A 15,292-nucleotide genomic window follows, 5' to 3' on the forward strand; every position below is an offset into this window, starting at 1 on the left:
TGCAAAGCACTATGAATAATAAAAAGGAGTTGTTGTTTTAGCCCTGTAAGGGCGAAAGCTAAGCGTCAAAGAGAGAAACTCATTTAATTTGATGAATGTTTTTTTCGGATTCTCATATTGATAAATTCGACAGCAAGCGAAAACGAAATGGCGAAGTACAAATATCCTTTCGGTACCGCACCGATATGTTCACCCGCCAGCGCCGCATTCGATAAGTGCATACTTTCCGTAATCAGCATAAAACCGATAAGGATTAAAAACGAAAGCCCTAATATTTGAATAGACGGATTCTTATTGACAAAATTTCCAACAGGTACTGCAAACAACATCATAACCAATACCGAAATAACCACCGCAGTAATCATGATCGTTAAAGCTCCATGAACACCATTTGTCATACCAACAGCTGTTAAAATTGAGTCGACAGAGAATATCAAATCGATCAACAGAATTTGCATGATAACATTTGAGAATGATTTTTTGGCAACAGTTTTAAGTGTTTTTTCCTCCTCGGCATGATGGTCTACTTTTTCACTGATTTCTTTGGTACTCTTATAAATCAGAAACAAACCACCCAGAAATAATATGACCGCCTGACCGGTAAAATCCCCTTCAAACCAACCCCATTGAATGCTGAAAAGAGTTGCTTTCATGGCAATCAGATACGAAATTCCCATCAGCAGGGCGATACGCATAAACATGGCTAAAAACAGACCAATTCGGGTGGCTCTCTTTCGATCTTCTTCAGGGAGTTTTCCCGTGACGATAGAGATGAAAATGATATTATCAATTCCCAGTACAATTTCCAGAAAAGTCAATGTCAGTAAGGCAATCCAGGCATCGGGGTTTAGAAAAACTTCCATACTAAAGCTGTTTTAAAACATGTAATAGATTATTTACTCAACTCTTACCACTGTACCGCGTTGTTTTTGGTCAGAGCCCACCATTCCAAATTCAAAAGTATAAGAATCCTTAGAAGTGGTTAGAATTTTCATGCTGATGGCTTTTTCTTCCGCCATATTTTTAGGATGTTTTTTTTGTAAGATGTATTCGCAATCACTTACCCATCTAATGGTTGAAGTATCAGTTTTGCCTTCAAAGGTTTCGATTTCGATATTGTCTTTACGTTCAAAAACAGTAGTTTTTTTGACACCATTTACTTCAAACTCAAATTTGAATTTTCCGTTTTTAAAATCTTTGCAGTTGTGTTCTGCGTTGTAACATGACATTAAACCTAATAATGGAAGTAAGAATATAATTTTTTTCATTTTTAAATTTTAATTGTTTTTATGGAGAATAAGTGAGGGAGGGGCTTCGACTTCGCTCAGCCTGATGACTTCACTCAGCTTGGTATTAAGGTTCTGGATTTTAGATTCCAGCATGTAAATCTGAAATCGTTGATCAAAAATCAAAAGTCTAAAATCTCTTTAATTCATCATCTGTAAAGTTCTTGATTTCTTTTTCTTTGGCAAACTTTTCAGCGTTGTAATTTCCGGATTTATTTTTCGGAATCGATAAGCTGTCCCAGTCATCTTTTTTTAATTGTTTGGCATAAAAAACGATCTGTCCGATATGATAAGGATAATGTGCCAGTTGTCTGTTGATCGCTTCAATAACGGTATGACCTTCGTTTCGGATATAAATGATTTCTGAAAGCTGTTCCGGGTTTAAACTGTTTAAGGCATTCATCAAACAATCCCAGCCTTTGCCCCAGATCAACAGGACTTCTTCTTTGGATTGCAGATCATTTTCAAATTCCGAATCACGATTGCGCCACTCTTTTTCACCATCAGACGTTAAAAAATCGGTCCAGCGTGAGAGCATATTACCTGAAACGTGTTTTACAATTGTAGCAATGCTGTTGGTGTCTTCATTTAAGGAGACAAAGAGTTGTTCGGGTTCTAATTGTGCCATGGCTTTCTCGCCTAGCATTTTATAGTACAAAAACTGTTTTTTAACGCTTTCTAAATAGGAATCAGTTGCTTTCATAATGATACATTTGGTTTAGCGGAAATAAGTTTTTATTTTTTGCTATGAATTCACGACAAAAAACTATACAATTTTGATATCATATTTGTCTAATAGCCCCACGATACCCTGAGTTGAAAACTGTGCTTTTCGCATGGGATTAAACTCGGGATCAATTTTATAATTGTAGGCAGTTCTAAAGTCGACGCCTGCCAGTTGTGTATCGTTAAAAATAGCCCCGTCGAGATTGGAATTGTCAAATAAAGAACCGGTTAGATTGCATCCTATAAAAGAAACTTCGCGCACAGAGCAGTTGATAAATTTAGTTTTTGGCATTTTTTTGTTCGAAAAAGCAGCATAATCTAACGTGCTTTCTTCAAAATAAACCTGGAATAGAAAATCATCACATTCGTTAAAAGCAATTCCAAGAAGCTTGCAATTTTTGAATGTAACATTTTTCAAACTGGTGCCGGACAAACTCGTCATCGACAAATTACAATCGATAAATTGGCAGTCTAAAAAAGTATTGTAAGCAAAATTGCTGTTTGAGAAATCACAATTCTTAAAAACACAATCTTCGAACTCCCGATTGTTTATTTTCTTGTCGATATAAGTAACTTTTTCGAAGGTTTTTTGAATGTGAATTAAGCTTTCCATGAGTGTTTATTAGAGTTTCGTGAGTTAGGTACGAGAAGGGGGGAATTAGTCGTTAAATAAACCTTTCATAATGATTTTTAATCCGTAAAAGATCAAAAACATAGCGCTTAAACAAGCCACAATTCCAATTCCCAGAACCAGATAATGCCAGTTGGTATGCTGATTCATAAAAGCGTTATAAATTAGCGATGGCCCAATAAACAATAAAGGCAATGAACCTGATAAATATTTAATTCCTTTTCCTAATAATTCTTTATTTGTTGCCATTTTTTTTGTTTTAAGGGGGGGAGTTTCAAGTTTCAGGTTTCAGGTTTTCGAAATTTACGATTAGATATGCATAATCTAATTTTCATCTCACATCTCACATCTCACATCTCACATCTTACAAGAAACATCTCCCATTAAAGATTATAATTGTCCACAGCATTTCTAACGCTGCCATATTTTTTTAATAATTCGCTGGCTTGTTCATAGGAAACAGGAATTTCTCCCATAATCATTTTAACACCACGATCTACCAATTTGATGTTACTCAGCTGCATGTCAACCATTTTATTGCCTTTTACTTTTCCAAGCTGAATCATTGCGGCAGTCGAAATCATATTCAGTACTAATTTTTGAGCGGTTCCAGCTTTCATTCGGGAGCTTCCGGTAACGAATTCAGGGCCTACAACCACTTCAACCGGAAACTGAGCGGTAAGTGCCAGAGGACTTCCGGCATTGTTAGTGATACAGCCTGTAAGTATACCATTTTGATTACAGCTTTCTAAACCGCCAATCACATAAGGCGTAGTTCCTGAAGCTGCAATACCAATTACTACATCATTTTGGTCAATATGATTGGACTGTAAATCAATCCAGGCTTGAGTTGCGTTATCTTCGGCATTTTCAACGGCACGACGGATGGCAGTATCACCACCGGCAATAATTCCGTTTACTAAATCAAAAGGAACACCAAAAGTTGGAGGACATTCAGAAGCATCAACAACACCTAAGCGTCCGGATGTTCCGGCACCGATATAAAACAATCGGCCTCCTGATTTTAATTTAGAAACTACTTGTGCCACTAAAGTTTCAATTTGCGGAATCGCTTTTTCGACTGCATCAGGAACAGTTTTGTCTTCCTGATTGATGTTAACCAGAAGTTCTTGAACTGACATTTTTTCTAAATGTTCGTATTTTGAAGACTGTTCTGTAGTTTTTGTAAAGGCCATTTTTTCGTGTTAATTGAACTGGGTCAAAATTAATCTTTTTTCTTGCAATCCCGAAATTTGGAACGTAAAGTCATGAAGATTTAGAATATTTTTTTGTTGTAATTTCTGATGAAATGATTGCTAGATTGAACCTTTATTAAAACAACTAAAACATTATATTTGTTAAATAATTAAAAATTTGGAATGGATATAATTAGCTTTTTAACGAGTATCGCAAAAATATCAGTCTTTGTTTCCTTTTTACTGGCCTTTTTTTTACTCACTGTACAAACAAAGAACAAATTAGCAAATCGTCTGTTTGCTTTTTATTTAATATTTTTTGCCCTTGATAATAGCGGAATTTTTATTGACGATGGATTTATTAAAGCCCATTTTAGTTTAGAATTTTTAAGATGGACGGCTTGTTCTCTGGTTTTGCCTTTTTTCTATCTGTATGTTTTATCTGTTTGTTTCGCGGATTTTAGATTGAAACCGAAACATTTACTGCATGCAATTCCATTTGCACTCCTGAATGTGTTTTATCTGTTCAGACTTTACTTTTTAACGAACGCCAAAAAAATAGTGTTTTACAGCCAGCGTGATCAATCGCCGGAAATGTTCTTCTTGTTTCTTGCTTTGGCCTTGCAGATTGTATTTTACAGTATTGGAGTCGCTTTGGCCTTAAAAAGATACAAAGCAATATATGAGGAAAATTATACCAATCCCAAAAGCTCTGCTTTTAAATGGCTGCTTCAGATAGCGGCTATATTCTTTGTCCTGTATTATTTGTGTATCATAAAGAATGCTTTGAGGTATGTAAATTTTGATTCGTTATGGATTTGGACCAACGTGCTCTTACAGCTGATGGTATTAGTGATAACTTGTTGGTTTGTACTAAAAGCCCTGAATGAACCGGAACTTTTTAGAGGGATTGATTCTAAACTGCAATTGGCCAAAGATATTCTTCCGGCAAAAAATAATACTGCTGCTGAAGAGAAAGAGCATCAGAACGAAGCGATTTCCGGTCAGATCGCGGCGTTGAAACTTTATATGACCGAAAAAGAACCTTTTCTGGATCCGTCGCTTACCATTCAGGAGCTTTCGAATCAAATCAATATTCCGGTTCGGGATTTATCCGTATTAATTAATCATCATATCGATCAGCATTTTTTTGATTTTGTAAACGAATATCGCATTCAAAAAGCAATGAATATCCTGAAAGACCAGTCCAAAAGTCAGCTTACGGTTTTGGAAATTTTGTATGAAGTAGGTTTTAATTCCAAATCTTCGTTTAATACCTCTTTTAAAAAATATACGAATTTAACCCCTACAGCTTATCGGAATGCCTCATAATAAAGGCTTTGCATAAAGTACTACTTCGTGACGAAAAAAGTCGAACTCATTTCTGTTGAGAAAATGAGTTCGACTTTTTTTTGTCGGTCGAATTCCGAAAATTTCTGCAACAACTTTGCTTCATAATTAATCGAACAAGTTAAAACCAGAAATCATGAAAAAAGTGTATCTCCTTATTATTTTAGTATTACCGGTGTTAGGTTTAGCACAAACTACTGCAAAATTAAAAGGAAAAATTGCCAGTGAAACAACTGCATTAGAATGGGCAGATGTTTCCGTATTCAATTCAGAAGGAAAAATTATAGAAGGAACAACCAGCAAGCCGGACGGTTCTTTTGAACTTAACTTAAAAGAAGGCCTTTACAAAATTGGAATAAGTTTGTTGGGATTTGTAGACTACGAAAAGCAGATCGTGATTGAAAAAGATACCGATTTAGAAACCATAGTTATGAAAGAGAATACTACCCGGCTGGGAGAAGTGGTCATTAAAACTAAAAAGAACACCATCGAACAAAAAACAGACCGTTTGGTTTATAATCTCGAAAATAATGTGATAAATGTTGGCGGCGATGCTTTAAGCGCGATCAATACAGCGCCTGGTGTTGTGGTTCAAAAAGAGACGATCAGTATATTAGGCAAAGGGACCTCCCGTGTGATGATTGACGGACGTATCGTTGAATTAACCGGAGAGGAATTGAATAACTATTTAAAATCGATATCGGCGGCAGATATTAAAAACATTGAAATTATTAGTACACCTCCCTCAAAATATGAAGCCGAAGGTACGGGAGGACTTATTAATATTGTACTGAAAAAAGGTACCCGAAATTCCTGGAAAAACACTTCCACAGCAACTTATGATCAGAATAAATATGGCGCTTTGACTTTAAGAGATAATTTCTTTTACAACAAAAATAAGTTCAGATTTTCTGCCAGTATTAATGGAAAGAAAGGACACAGATTTGCTGACGAATTTCTGGATATGTACTTCCCTGATGGACTTTCTGAGATGATTATCAATACAAAATTTACCGATGAAAGTCTGTCCGGAAAAATAGCTTTGGATTATGATTTTTCAGATCGCATAACCGTGGGATTTCAGGTTTTAAAAGACAGAAGTAATCCGGATTTTAAGTCGGATATCAGAATTAATAATTACAATACTAAAAAGGAGTTAGACAATTATATCCTGAACAATAGTTTTGTAGACAAAAAGTCCGGCAATCAGACTTATCACGGGCATTTGATTGCCAAATTGGATTCTTTAGGCAGAAAATTGTCTTTTGATGTGGATTATTTTAATTACAATTCAAAATTCGACCGAAATGCAATCGCCTACAATTACAGACCAGATAATTCATTTGCAGGTATTAACCAGTCGGCAAGAAATATTTCCGATCAGGATATTGATAACTGGAGCTTTAAGGCTGATATGGAACATCCGCTCACTGCATTTAATTTGTCGTATGGTACAAAAATGAGTTTTACCAACAGTAAGAGTTATGTACTTTACTACAACACGATTACAGGAACGCCGGAACTGGATCCTAATCAGTCCAACCGATTCAGCTATACGGAGAACAATCAGTCAGTGTACGTTAACGGAGATAAAAAAATCAATGATAAATGGAATCTTCAATTGGGATTGCGCCTTGAAAATACCCAAACGAGTGGTTTTTCAGAAACCTTAAACGAGGAAACAAAAAATAATTATCTGAGATTATTTCCGACGGTTTATGTTTCGTACAAAGAAAATGAGAATAATAATTTTAGCTTCAATTATGGTAAAAGAATCAGCCGACCTCAGTTTGATCTGTTGAATCCATTTCGTAACTATATTAACAGCAACAGTTATTCAGAAGGAAATCCGTTTTTAAGACCTTCTTTTAGTGATAATTTTGAGCTTACTCATTCGTATAAAGGAGTTTTGCGAACCAATGTTTTCTTGAATGTGATCAATGACGGTTATGGCGTGATTTTTACCTCAATTCCCGAAACCAATACGCAAATTGTAACCAGAGAGAATTATTTCAGGGACCTGAAATATGGAGTTGGAGAGAGTTATTCGGCTAATTTTGCAGACTGGTGGCAAAGTGAAAACACGTTATATTTCTTAGGATCAAAAACGAAGTTTATTACAGCTATTAATGCCACGCCATCCAATAGTCTTGAAATTAATTTTTCAACGAACAATACTTTTTCATTAGGTAAAAACTCTAAACTTCAAATTGATTTTAATTACAATACACCTTCCCGAAGTGGTTTGTACAAAACAGGGTATATGTCGAGTTTTGATATTGGTTTTAAACAGGATATGCTGAATAAAACGCTACAGATTGCTTTTTTAGCCAATGATATTTTCAATACCTCTTATTTAAAAGATTTAGTTTCGGTTGTAAATGGTGTAAAGCAGGTATACAGTCAGAATTTTTCAAATCGATTTGTACGCTTATCGGTGATCTACAATTTTGGGAACAAAAAAATTAATGTGAAACAGCGTGATTTTGGAAATCAGGAGGAGAAAAACAGAACAGGGAATTAGGGAGTGGAATGTGTGATGTGAGTTGTGAGATGTAAGATGTAAGATGTAAGATGTAAGATGTAAGATGTAAGATGTAAGATGTGAGGTGTAAAATGTGAAAGATGGGGTGTGACAGATAGAGGTGGAAGTTTTGTTTTTCTAAGGATTCATTTGTAAAAGGATATGGCGAGTTTGGTTTTATGTGTGTAAATACCCGCCCGAAACATTTTGCTCTGAAAGAGCTTTAGCCGAAGCATAGTGCGGAGCGCTATGAAAGATAATGATTATTGTTTAAGCCCTGAAAGGGCGTAAGCTTATAATAGAACAGATGAAATGTCACTCCTGTACACAAAAAAACTATGTTTCTAGGTATAAAAACTACAATATAAAAGCCAGAAGAATTCCCAGAACAATCATCGAAACTTTGGCAACATTGAATTTATGTCCTTCACTGCTTTCGAAGATGATGGTGGAGGAAATGTGAAACAGAATTCCGATAACGATGGCGGTGATTTCAGTGTAATATTTGCTTAGAATCGGTAAATATTCAGAGGCAACGGTGCCCAGCGGTGTCATAACCGCAAAAGCAAGCATAAAGGCAAAAATAGCTTTTTTATTCAGCTCTGCATTGATAAAAAAGGTTGTCAGAATTACGGCAATTGGTAAATGATGAATGGCAATTCCAAGCGCCAGACCATGGTGATGGCTGACGGGGAAACCTTCCAGAAAAGCATGAATACACAAGCTGGTAAAGAGCAGCCACGGAATCTGTGACATCTTAGCGTGCCCATGAACGTGCCCATGTTCGGCTCCCTTAGAGAAAAATTCCAGTATGATCTGGAATAAAATTCCAAGCATGATAAAGATACCAATATTGTGTTTATGGGTTTCGTAAACTTCCGGTAGCAGATGCATTACGGTTAAGGATAATAAAAATGAACCGCTAAATGCAAGCAGCAGTTTTAGATTGGTTTTGCTCTTTGGTTTTAAAAACAAAGCGACCATATAACCTAAAAGTACAGAAAATAAAGGTAGTAGATAATTCATTTTTTATTTTTTAACCGTTTTTTTGTTTAACCGTTTAATCGTTGATTTGTTAAATCGATGTGTAAGTGCCAGACTTTTTTATTGGCCAGTTAAACAAATTAACGATTAAACAAATTAACGAAGAAATCTATTTAAAAATCATGATTAATCGTTCGCTTTCGGTTTTGTGGAATTTTTTGAGTTTATAATCTCCAAAAATATCCAACAGGAAAATCCCGGCTTCGGCCATTAACTCTTCAAAATCTTTTAAAGTTAAGGCTTTTACTTTTTCTGTGAAATGGTAATTTCTTCCCTGATCCTCAAAATCTATTTCTTTAAAAATATGTCCGTCTTCTACATACCTTTTGATTTTGAAATCAATTCCGTCCACATTTTTTACCTCTTCAGGTACCAAGGTTTCGATAACCTGAGTAACGTTCATAAAGTCGATTACCGCAAAACCGTATTCAGATAAACTTTCTTTAATGGCTTTAAGCGTGGTTAAATTATCGTCGTCACTTTCAAAATACCCAAAACTGGTAAACAAATTAAAGATAGCATCAAACTTTTCTTCAAAAGGTTCACGCATATCGTGCACTTTAAAATGCAGTGTTTCGTTACTGTTTTTTGTAGCTTCGGCAATGCTGTTTTCAGACAAATCAGCACCTAAGACGTTAAATCCAAGCTGGTTTAAGTAGATAGAGTGACGACCTTTTCCGCAAGCCAGATCAAGTACTTTTGCTTTTTCAGGCAAATTCAGATAATGGGTTAAATTGTCCATGAAAATCTGAGCTTCGCGATAATTTCGGTCTTTATAAAGAATATGGTAATATGGAGTATCAAACCATGAAGTAAACCAATTTTCGGTATTACGTTCCTGATTTGGTGAGGATGAGTTTGCTGCTTCAGACATTTATTCTATTTCAATTAATTCAAAGTCCGGCAAATTTAGTGTATTTTTGCCGAAAAATAACTATTTCGCAACGATACCTCTATGAATCCTTGCGGAAATGCAGCAGGTGTACGAATATGCAGATGCAGAGATCAACAGCAGTACATTTGAAATAATTCAAAAATAAAGATGGAAGAAAATTTTAGAATGATAGCCAAATGTTTTTTTGGTTTTGAAGAAATATTAGAAAATGAATTGCGTACTCTTGGCGCTCAGAATGTCGAGAAAGGAGTGCGAATGGTGAGTTTTAAAGGAGATAAAGGTTTCATGTATAAAGCTAATTTATCGCTTCGTACTGCACTTAAAATTCTAAAACCTATTTATTCGTTCAGAGCTAATAATGAGCAGGCACTGTACAAAGGAATTTCGGGTGTAAACTGGTCCAAATTATTAAATGCCAATCAGACTTTTGTGATTGACGCGACCGTACACTCCACTTATTTCAATCACTCTGAATTTGTTTCTCAAAAGTGTAAAGATGCTATCGTAGATCAGTTTAGAGAAAGAACCGGGCAGCGTCCGAGTATCGATAAAGCTTTTCCGGATTTAAGAATTAATGTGCATATCGATAAAGACCAGGTTTCGGTTGCGTTGGATACTTCAGGGAATTCATTGCATCAGAGAGGTTACCGAACTGCGACTAATATTGCGCCAATCAACGAAGTTTTGGCTGCCGGAGTACTATTGTTATCAGGATGGGAAGGACAAAGTCATTTTGTGGATCCAATGTGTGGTTCCGGAACTTTTCTGGCAGAGGCCGCTATGATTGCCTGCAATATTCCGGCGAATATCAATCGTAAAGAGTTTGCCTTCGAAAAATGGAAAGACTGGGACAACGATCTTTTTGATCAGATTGTAAACAGCCTGATGAAGAAAACAAAAGAGTTTCATTATACCATAAAAGGGTTTGATAAAGCGCCAAGTGCTGTAAACAAAGCCAAAGACAATATCCGAAACGCTAATTTGGAAGATTACGTTACGGTAAGTGAGGATAACTTTTTTGATACTGAAAAAGCGGTAGAAGGAAAGTTGCACATGGTTTTCAATCCGCCTTACGATGAGCGTCTGGACATTCACATGGAAAAATTCTATAAAAACATAGGAGATACTCTAAAGAAAAGCTACCCGGGTACAAACGCCTGGTTTATTACCGCCAATCTTGAGGCTCTGAAATTTGTAGGCTTAAAACCATCCCGAAAAATTAAACTTTTCAACGGAAGTCTTGAAGCACGTCTGGTAAAATACGAGATGTACGAGGGAAGTAAGAGAACGAAATTTCAGGTCTAAGCTTCTAAGATACTAAGTTTCTAAGACTCTAAGAATCGTAGTATCTTAGGACCTTAAAAAGAATTTAGGTTTTTAAAAAAAAGGAGAAGGAATGCACAAAATATAAACTTAGAACCTTAGCCCCTCAGAACCTCAGGATCTTTAAAAAATAATAATAATTTAAGGTCTAAAAAAAAAAGGCAAAGGAATGCACAAAGTATAAACTTAGAGCCTTAGCCCCTCAGAACCTTAGCAACTTAAAAAAAATGACTAAACTACAAGTAAGAGCTTTTTTATACCAATTGGGATGTTTCGCAATTCTATTTATTTTATTTAGATTTTTAGTAGCTTCTTATACCGGATTAACGGGATTTTGGATTCCGATGACCGCTTTTATTGTCGCTACATTGATTTCTCCTAAGTTTCAGTCTGTAAAGACTAAAGATGGAGAAAAGCTTTTCATGAAATGGATTTTTATAAAAGGAATCAGAGAAATTGGATAATTAATTGATTTTTATATGAGGATAATTGGACTTATAGGCGGAATTAGCTGGGTTTCTACAGCAGATTATTACAAACTTATAAACGAAGGAATTAATAATGAGCTGGGAGGACTTAATTTCTCAGAGTGTCTGATTTATTCGTTCAATTATGCCGACATTAAAAAGAACAATGATGCCAATGATTGGGACGCAACTTTTAATTTGCTTTTAAAAGGATGTCAGTTTCTTAAGCAGAGCGGGGCAGAAGCTATTGTTTTGTGTGCGAATACCATGCATTTGATTGCTGACCGATTGGAGAAAGCGATCGATTTGCCAATTATTCACATTGCGACCGTAACCGCATCAGCGATTCAGAAAAAGGAAGTCAAAAAAGTAGGTTTGATGGGAACGAAGTTTACTATGGAACTTGACTTTTTTAAAGACAAATTAACCGAAAATGGAATCGAAACGATTATTCCGAAGAGTGATGCCGACCGCGATTTTATGCATACTACAATCTTTGAGGAATTGGGAAGAGGTTTGGTAACGGAGCCAACAAAAAAGCGCTATTTAGAAATTGCCAATCAATTGATAGCAGAAGGCGCTGAGGGGATTATTTTAGGCTGTACCGAGATTCCTTTGGTGATAAAACCAGAAGATGTTGCTGTACCGGTTTTTGATACCACTTTAATTCACTCTATGGCGGCAGTTCAGTTTCAATTGTCATAAAAGTTAGGAGAAATTCCAATATTAAAAAAAAAAAGATAAATTCTAAATAGTATTATATGTATTATTTGGAATTTATCTTTTTTAGTACTTTCTGTTTTTTAATCCTGTAGTGTCAGTCTTCGACTCCGCTCAGACAGACACTTTCGACTCCGCTCAGGCAGATGCTTTCGACTCCGTTCAGCAAGACACGCTTTTATGGATCAGATTTAGGTAAAAAAAACAAATTCCAAACACTACCTAATTGTACCGTTTGGAATTTGGAATTTTTTAAATATTGGAATTTATTATTTTTTAATAGTTTCCTTTTTTATTAGTTCAGGAATAATTGTCTTTTTCTTGTAAAGCGGAATGAAATAAGAAACAGTATAGTTAAAACCAATTCCGAAACTACCATCATACGTTCTGTTGAAACCCGGAATATAAAGGTTATCAAATCCGGAAGGTTTTTGATTGGCCGCCAATAGTTTAAGCTGAACTCCAAAACCAACAAATACATTATTAAAAACTTTTGCTTTTACACCCAATGCTACTTCAAGCCAGCCTGCAGTAAGACCATTGTATTTCTGACCGGAAACAATTGCCGGCTGTTCTCCCCAGTAAGGATTTGGGTTGTAAATTTTATAGGTATTCAATTGTTGGCTAAAAGTACTGAAACCGCCTCGAAGTCCAATGGTGATTAAATTTTCCATATCCAGCCAGTTTTGGTATAAATTGTAATCAAAACCTCCTTTGATATAAGTTCCGGTAGTGGTAGTGTTTAATCGGTCATCGTCGGTAGTTTTGTCTTCAAAACCAAGTTCGGCAGCCAGATAGTATTTTTTGGTCAGACGAAAATCACCGGTAACTTCAATACCTTTGTAGTTATTGTCGTACAATCCACGAGTTAATTTGTACAAATCTACACCCACACGAAGTCCGTAACGATCCGTTTTGATGCTATCCAGTTTAGTTTCCTTAACAGCAGGTTTAGCGGCCTGAGCTTTCGGTTTTGTTTTTTCGATCTCTTTAGGTACAGCTGTGTCCGATGTTTCCTGAGCCTGACTCAGGAATATTGAAAACAGGAGACAAAAACTATAGATATATTTCAATGTGTGTTTCATTTTCAAGTTCGATATTAAACTTCTTTACAAAAATTTGTTTTATCCATAATCCGTCACCTCCGGAATCAGTACGTACAAAAGGACCTATTTCAGGAAGAGTAAAAATGGTTTTGAAACCACAGGCTCTTGACACATAAACATCCTGATGTGTATAGTTAAATGTTATACGATCAGTGTTTCTTGCAGCAGGATTGGTGCTCTCAGAGTTATAAACAAGATCATAAGTGGTGGTGTTTTTGTCTGTTCTCAAGGGTATTGAGATTGTATTCGAATTGGTTACATATCTTAAAGGATTCGTTTCGTCAGTTATGCTTTTGTTGAAAACAATTCCTTTACTTTCTCCTTCTCCGGTTACTTTTAGATTTATTACATTTTCTTTTACAGTAGGCTCGGCATCTTTATAAAATGTAATCACCAGCCGTGGGGTAGTAGGCGTGTTGGCATCGCAGATGTCATCTTTTTCACAGCTGGACAGACCAAAGGTGAAAATTAGTAAAAGAGAGATTATTTTTTTCATTTAGATATTTTGTTATCGAAGTTCTAAAAGTACAACATTTTCGACATGGTGTGTTTGCGGAAACATATCAACCGGTCTAACACGGGTTACTTTGTATTTTTCGTCCATTAAAGCTAAATCACGTGCCTGAGTTGCTGAATTACAGCTCACATAAACGACTTTTTTAGGAGCAATCTTCAAAATTTGATCAACAACCGCAGCATGCATACCGTCTCTTGGTGGATCTGTAATGATCACATCCGGTTTTCCGTGCTGAGCGATAAAAGCTTCATTGAAAACAACTTTCATGTCACCAACAAAAAACTCACAATTGGTAATATTATTGCGCTCTGCATTTGCTTTAGCGTCTAAAATCGCTTCAGGAACACTTTCTACACCAATTACTTTTTTCGCCTTTTTTGAGACAAATTGCGCAATAGTTCCCGTTCCGGTATACAAATCATATACCGTTTCGTTTCCGGTAAGACCTGCGAAATCGCGTGTTATTTTGTATAGTTCGTAGGCTTGATCTGAATTAGTCTGGTAGAAAGATTTAGCATTGATGCTGAATTTTAAACCTTCCATTTCTTCCAGTATATAGTCTCTTCCTTTATAAAGTTTGATATCCTGATCGTAAATGGTATCGTTTTGTTTCCCGTTTATCACGTATTGTAATGAGGTAATCTGTGGAAACTTCTCGTAAAGGTGATCCAGAATCAATTCGCGGTTTTTTTGATCGTCTTCAAAAAACTGGATCAAAACCATAATTTCACCTGTAGATACCGTACGAATCATTACCGTTCTCAATAAACCGGAATGCTCTCTTGGATTGAAGAAAGCCATATTGTGCTCGTTCGCAAAAGCTCTGATCTCATTTCTGATGGCATTTGAAGGATCTTCCTGTAAATGACATTTTTGAATGTCCAGAATTTTGTCCCACATTTTCGGGATATGGAATCCTAAAGCATTTCGGTTTCCTAAATCTTCCGTACTTCCAATTTCTTTCTCAGTTAACCAACGACTGTTAGAAAATGAAAATTCCATTTTGTTTCTGTAGAAAAACTGTTTTTCAGAACCCAAAATGGTTTCAAACTCAGGAAGTTCTACTTTTCCGATACGCTGTAAGTGATTTTTTACCTCATTTTGTTTGTAATACAGCTGCTGGCTGTATTTCATATTTTGCCATTTACATCCTCCACAAACACCAAAATGATCGCAGATTGGTTCGATACGATGCTCTGATAATTCATGAAATTTTACGGCTTTGCCTTCATAATAGGCTTTTCTTTTCTTAAAGGTTTGTACGTCTACCACATCGCCAGGAACGACATTCGGAATAAAGATTACTTTTCCGTCAGGAGCCTTTGCTACTGATACTCCTTTTGCTCCTGCATCAAGAACCTGAATTTGATGAAAGACAATTTTGTCTGTATTTTTTCTTCCCATAGCGCAAAAATAAGGGTTTGTAAACTTTTATAAATTTAATTTTTAAAATATTTTATCAAATTGCCTAATTTAGTGGTTTAATCAAGTTTAAAAGTTAACTTTG

16 protein-coding genes are annotated in these 15,292 nt (G+C 35.8%); 5 read left to right on the plus strand and 11 right to left on the minus strand.

Translation table 11 applies throughout. The features are described from left to right. Nucleotides 1–83 precede the first annotated feature (83 nt). The 6 genes from ACAM30_RS15820 to murQ all read right to left on the minus strand — a co-directional run bounded on the left by ACAM30_RS15820 (nucleotide 84) and on the right by murQ (nucleotide 3,839). A complete protein-coding gene (locus tag ACAM30_RS15820; protein ID WP_369615560.1) occupies nucleotides 84–863 on the minus strand; it encodes a TerC family protein in 780 nt (259 codons plus the stop codon). A gap of 33 nt (nucleotides 864–896) precedes the next feature. Next, on the minus strand, nucleotides 897–1,268 hold the full coding sequence (locus ACAM30_RS15825) for a DNA topoisomerase IV (RefSeq protein WP_070907134.1): 372 nt from the start codon (nucleotides 1,266–1,268) through the stop codon (nucleotides 897–899). Nucleotides 1,269–1,416: 148 nt separating this feature from the next. Continuing rightward, complete coding sequence (locus ACAM30_RS15830) at nucleotides 1,417–1,989, minus strand: DUF1572 domain-containing protein (RefSeq protein ID WP_369615561.1); 573 nt, start codon at nucleotides 1,987–1,989, stop codon at nucleotides 1,417–1,419. Between the two features lie 63 nt (nucleotides 1,990–2,052). Further along, nucleotides 2,053–2,625: a pentapeptide repeat-containing protein gene (locus ACAM30_RS15835; protein ID WP_369615562.1), complete on the minus strand. Its 573-nt coding sequence runs from the start codon at nucleotides 2,623–2,625 to the stop codon at nucleotides 2,053–2,055. A gap of 45 nt (nucleotides 2,626–2,670) precedes the next feature. Next, complete coding sequence (locus ACAM30_RS15840; RefSeq protein ID WP_017498392.1) at nucleotides 2,671–2,892, minus strand: DUF6095 family protein; 222 nt, start codon at nucleotides 2,890–2,892, stop codon at nucleotides 2,671–2,673. A gap of 134 nt (nucleotides 2,893–3,026) precedes the next feature. Further along, nucleotides 3,027–3,839, minus strand: a complete 813-nt coding sequence (gene murQ / locus ACAM30_RS15845) for an N-acetylmuramic acid 6-phosphate etherase (protein WP_369615563.1) — start codon at nucleotides 3,837–3,839, stop codon at nucleotides 3,027–3,029. A 183-nt stretch (nucleotides 3,840–4,022) separates the two neighbouring features. Between murQ and ACAM30_RS15850 the strand changes: the two genes are divergently transcribed. Continuing rightward, nucleotides 4,023–5,171: a helix-turn-helix domain-containing protein gene (locus ACAM30_RS15850; protein ID WP_369615564.1), complete on the plus strand. Its 1,149-nt coding sequence runs from the start codon at nucleotides 4,023–4,025 to the stop codon at nucleotides 5,169–5,171. A 154-nt stretch (nucleotides 5,172–5,325) separates the two neighbouring features. Beyond that, on the plus strand, nucleotides 5,326–7,713 hold the full coding sequence (locus ACAM30_RS15855; protein ID WP_369615565.1) for a TonB-dependent receptor: 2,388 nt from the start codon (nucleotides 5,326–5,328) through the stop codon (nucleotides 7,711–7,713). A gap of 357 nt (nucleotides 7,714–8,070) precedes the next feature. On the opposite strand, the gene ACAM30_RS15860 is transcribed toward ACAM30_RS15855, so the two are convergent. Both ACAM30_RS15860 and ACAM30_RS15865 read right to left on the minus strand, forming a co-directional pair. Next, on the minus strand, nucleotides 8,071–8,739 hold the full coding sequence (locus tag ACAM30_RS15860) for a ZIP family metal transporter (RefSeq protein WP_369615566.1): 669 nt from the start codon (nucleotides 8,737–8,739) through the stop codon (nucleotides 8,071–8,073). A 127-nt stretch (nucleotides 8,740–8,866) separates the two neighbouring features. Next, a complete protein-coding gene (locus ACAM30_RS15865) occupies nucleotides 8,867–9,631 on the minus strand; it encodes a class I SAM-dependent methyltransferase (RefSeq protein ID WP_369615567.1) in 765 nt (254 codons plus the stop codon). A 168-nt stretch (nucleotides 9,632–9,799) separates the two neighbouring features. On the opposite strand from ACAM30_RS15865, the gene ACAM30_RS15870 reads away from it, so the two are divergent. The 3 genes from ACAM30_RS15870 (at nucleotide 9,800) to ACAM30_RS15880 (ending at nucleotide 12,147) form a co-directional block, all read left to right on the plus strand. Continuing rightward, entirely contained in the window at nucleotides 9,800–10,957 is a 1,158-nt protein-coding gene (locus ACAM30_RS15870) for a class I SAM-dependent RNA methyltransferase (protein WP_369615568.1), read from the plus strand. Nucleotides 10,958–11,202: 245 nt separating this feature from the next. Next, a complete protein-coding gene (locus ACAM30_RS15875) occupies nucleotides 11,203–11,439 on the plus strand; it encodes a hypothetical protein (RefSeq protein WP_369615569.1) in 237 nt (78 codons plus the stop codon). A gap of 15 nt (nucleotides 11,440–11,454) precedes the next feature. Further along, the gene (locus ACAM30_RS15880; protein ID WP_369615570.1) at nucleotides 11,455–12,147 is read left to right on the plus strand and encodes an aspartate/glutamate racemase family protein; all 693 of its coding nucleotides are present in this window, start codon (nucleotides 11,455–11,457) and stop codon (nucleotides 12,145–12,147) included. 284 nt (nucleotides 12,148–12,431) lie between these two features. Here the strand turns inward: ACAM30_RS15880 and ACAM30_RS15885 are convergent, their stop codons facing one another. From ACAM30_RS15885 to rlmD, 3 genes are read right to left on the minus strand one after another with little or no spacing between them, the layout of a single operon-like run. Then, nucleotides 12,432–13,247: a DUF6048 family protein gene (locus ACAM30_RS15885; protein ID WP_369615571.1), complete on the minus strand. Its 816-nt coding sequence runs from the start codon at nucleotides 13,245–13,247 to the stop codon at nucleotides 12,432–12,434. Next, on the minus strand, nucleotides 13,219–13,764 hold the full coding sequence (locus tag ACAM30_RS15890; protein WP_089078323.1) for a DUF6452 family protein: 546 nt from the start codon (nucleotides 13,762–13,764) through the stop codon (nucleotides 13,219–13,221). Before ACAM30_RS15890 ends, ACAM30_RS15885 begins: the two co-directional genes overlap by 29 nt. 12 nt (nucleotides 13,765–13,776) lie before the next feature. Next, nucleotides 13,777–15,189 (minus strand): 23S rRNA (uracil(1939)-C(5))-methyltransferase RlmD, encoded by a 1,413-nt coding sequence (rlmD, locus tag ACAM30_RS15895; RefSeq protein ID WP_369615572.1) that lies wholly within the window; start codon nucleotides 15,187–15,189, stop codon nucleotides 13,777–13,779. Between the last annotated feature and the right edge of the window lie 103 nt (nucleotides 15,190–15,292).

Origin of the sequence: Flavobacterium sp. CFS9 (assembly GCF_041154745.1) — a bacterium.
Lineage (GTDB): Bacteria > Bacteroidota > Bacteroidia > Flavobacteriales > Flavobacteriaceae > Flavobacterium.

Coding starts and splice junctions, on each gene's coding strand:
- ACAM30_RS15820 (WP_369615560.1), bottom strand. CDS start 863: ATGGAAGTTTTTCTAAACCCCGATGCCTGGATTGCCTTACTGACATTG.
- ACAM30_RS15825 (WP_070907134.1), bottom strand. CDS start 1,268: ATGAAAAAAATTATATTCTTACTTCCATTATTAGGTTTAATGTCATGT.
- ACAM30_RS15830 (WP_369615561.1), bottom strand. CDS start 1,989: ATGAAAGCAACTGATTCCTATTTAGAAAGCGTTAAAAAACAGTTTTTG.
- ACAM30_RS15835 (WP_369615562.1), bottom strand. CDS start 2,625: ATGGAAAGCTTAATTCACATTCAAAAAACCTTCGAAAAAGTTACTTAT.
- ACAM30_RS15840 (WP_017498392.1), bottom strand. CDS start 2,892: ATGGCAACAAATAAAGAATTATTAGGAAAAGGAATTAAATATTTATCA.
- murQ (WP_369615563.1), bottom strand. CDS start 3,839: ATGGCCTTTACAAAAACTACAGAACAGTCTTCAAAATACGAACATTTA.
- ACAM30_RS15850 (WP_369615564.1), top strand. CDS start 4,023: ATGGATATAATTAGCTTTTTAACGAGTATCGCAAAAATATCAGTCTTT.
- ACAM30_RS15855 (WP_369615565.1), top strand. CDS start 5,326: ATGAAAAAAGTGTATCTCCTTATTATTTTAGTATTACCGGTGTTAGGT.
- ACAM30_RS15860 (WP_369615566.1), bottom strand. CDS start 8,739: ATGAATTATCTACTACCTTTATTTTCTGTACTTTTAGGTTATATGGTC.
- ACAM30_RS15865 (WP_369615567.1), bottom strand. CDS start 9,631: ATGTCTGAAGCAGCAAACTCATCCTCACCAAATCAGGAACGTAATACC.
- ACAM30_RS15870 (WP_369615568.1), top strand. CDS start 9,800: ATGGAAGAAAATTTTAGAATGATAGCCAAATGTTTTTTTGGTTTTGAA.
- ACAM30_RS15875 (WP_369615569.1), top strand. CDS start 11,203: ATGACTAAACTACAAGTAAGAGCTTTTTTATACCAATTGGGATGTTTC.
- ACAM30_RS15880 (WP_369615570.1), top strand. CDS start 11,455: ATGAGGATAATTGGACTTATAGGCGGAATTAGCTGGGTTTCTACAGCA.
- ACAM30_RS15885 (WP_369615571.1), bottom strand. CDS start 13,247: ATGAAACACACATTGAAATATATCTATAGTTTTTGTCTCCTGTTTTCA.
- ACAM30_RS15890 (WP_089078323.1), bottom strand. CDS start 13,764: ATGAAAAAAATAATCTCTCTTTTACTAATTTTCACCTTTGGTCTGTCC.
- rlmD (WP_369615572.1), bottom strand. CDS start 15,189: ATGGGAAGAAAAAATACAGACAAAATTGTCTTTCATCAAATTCAGGTT.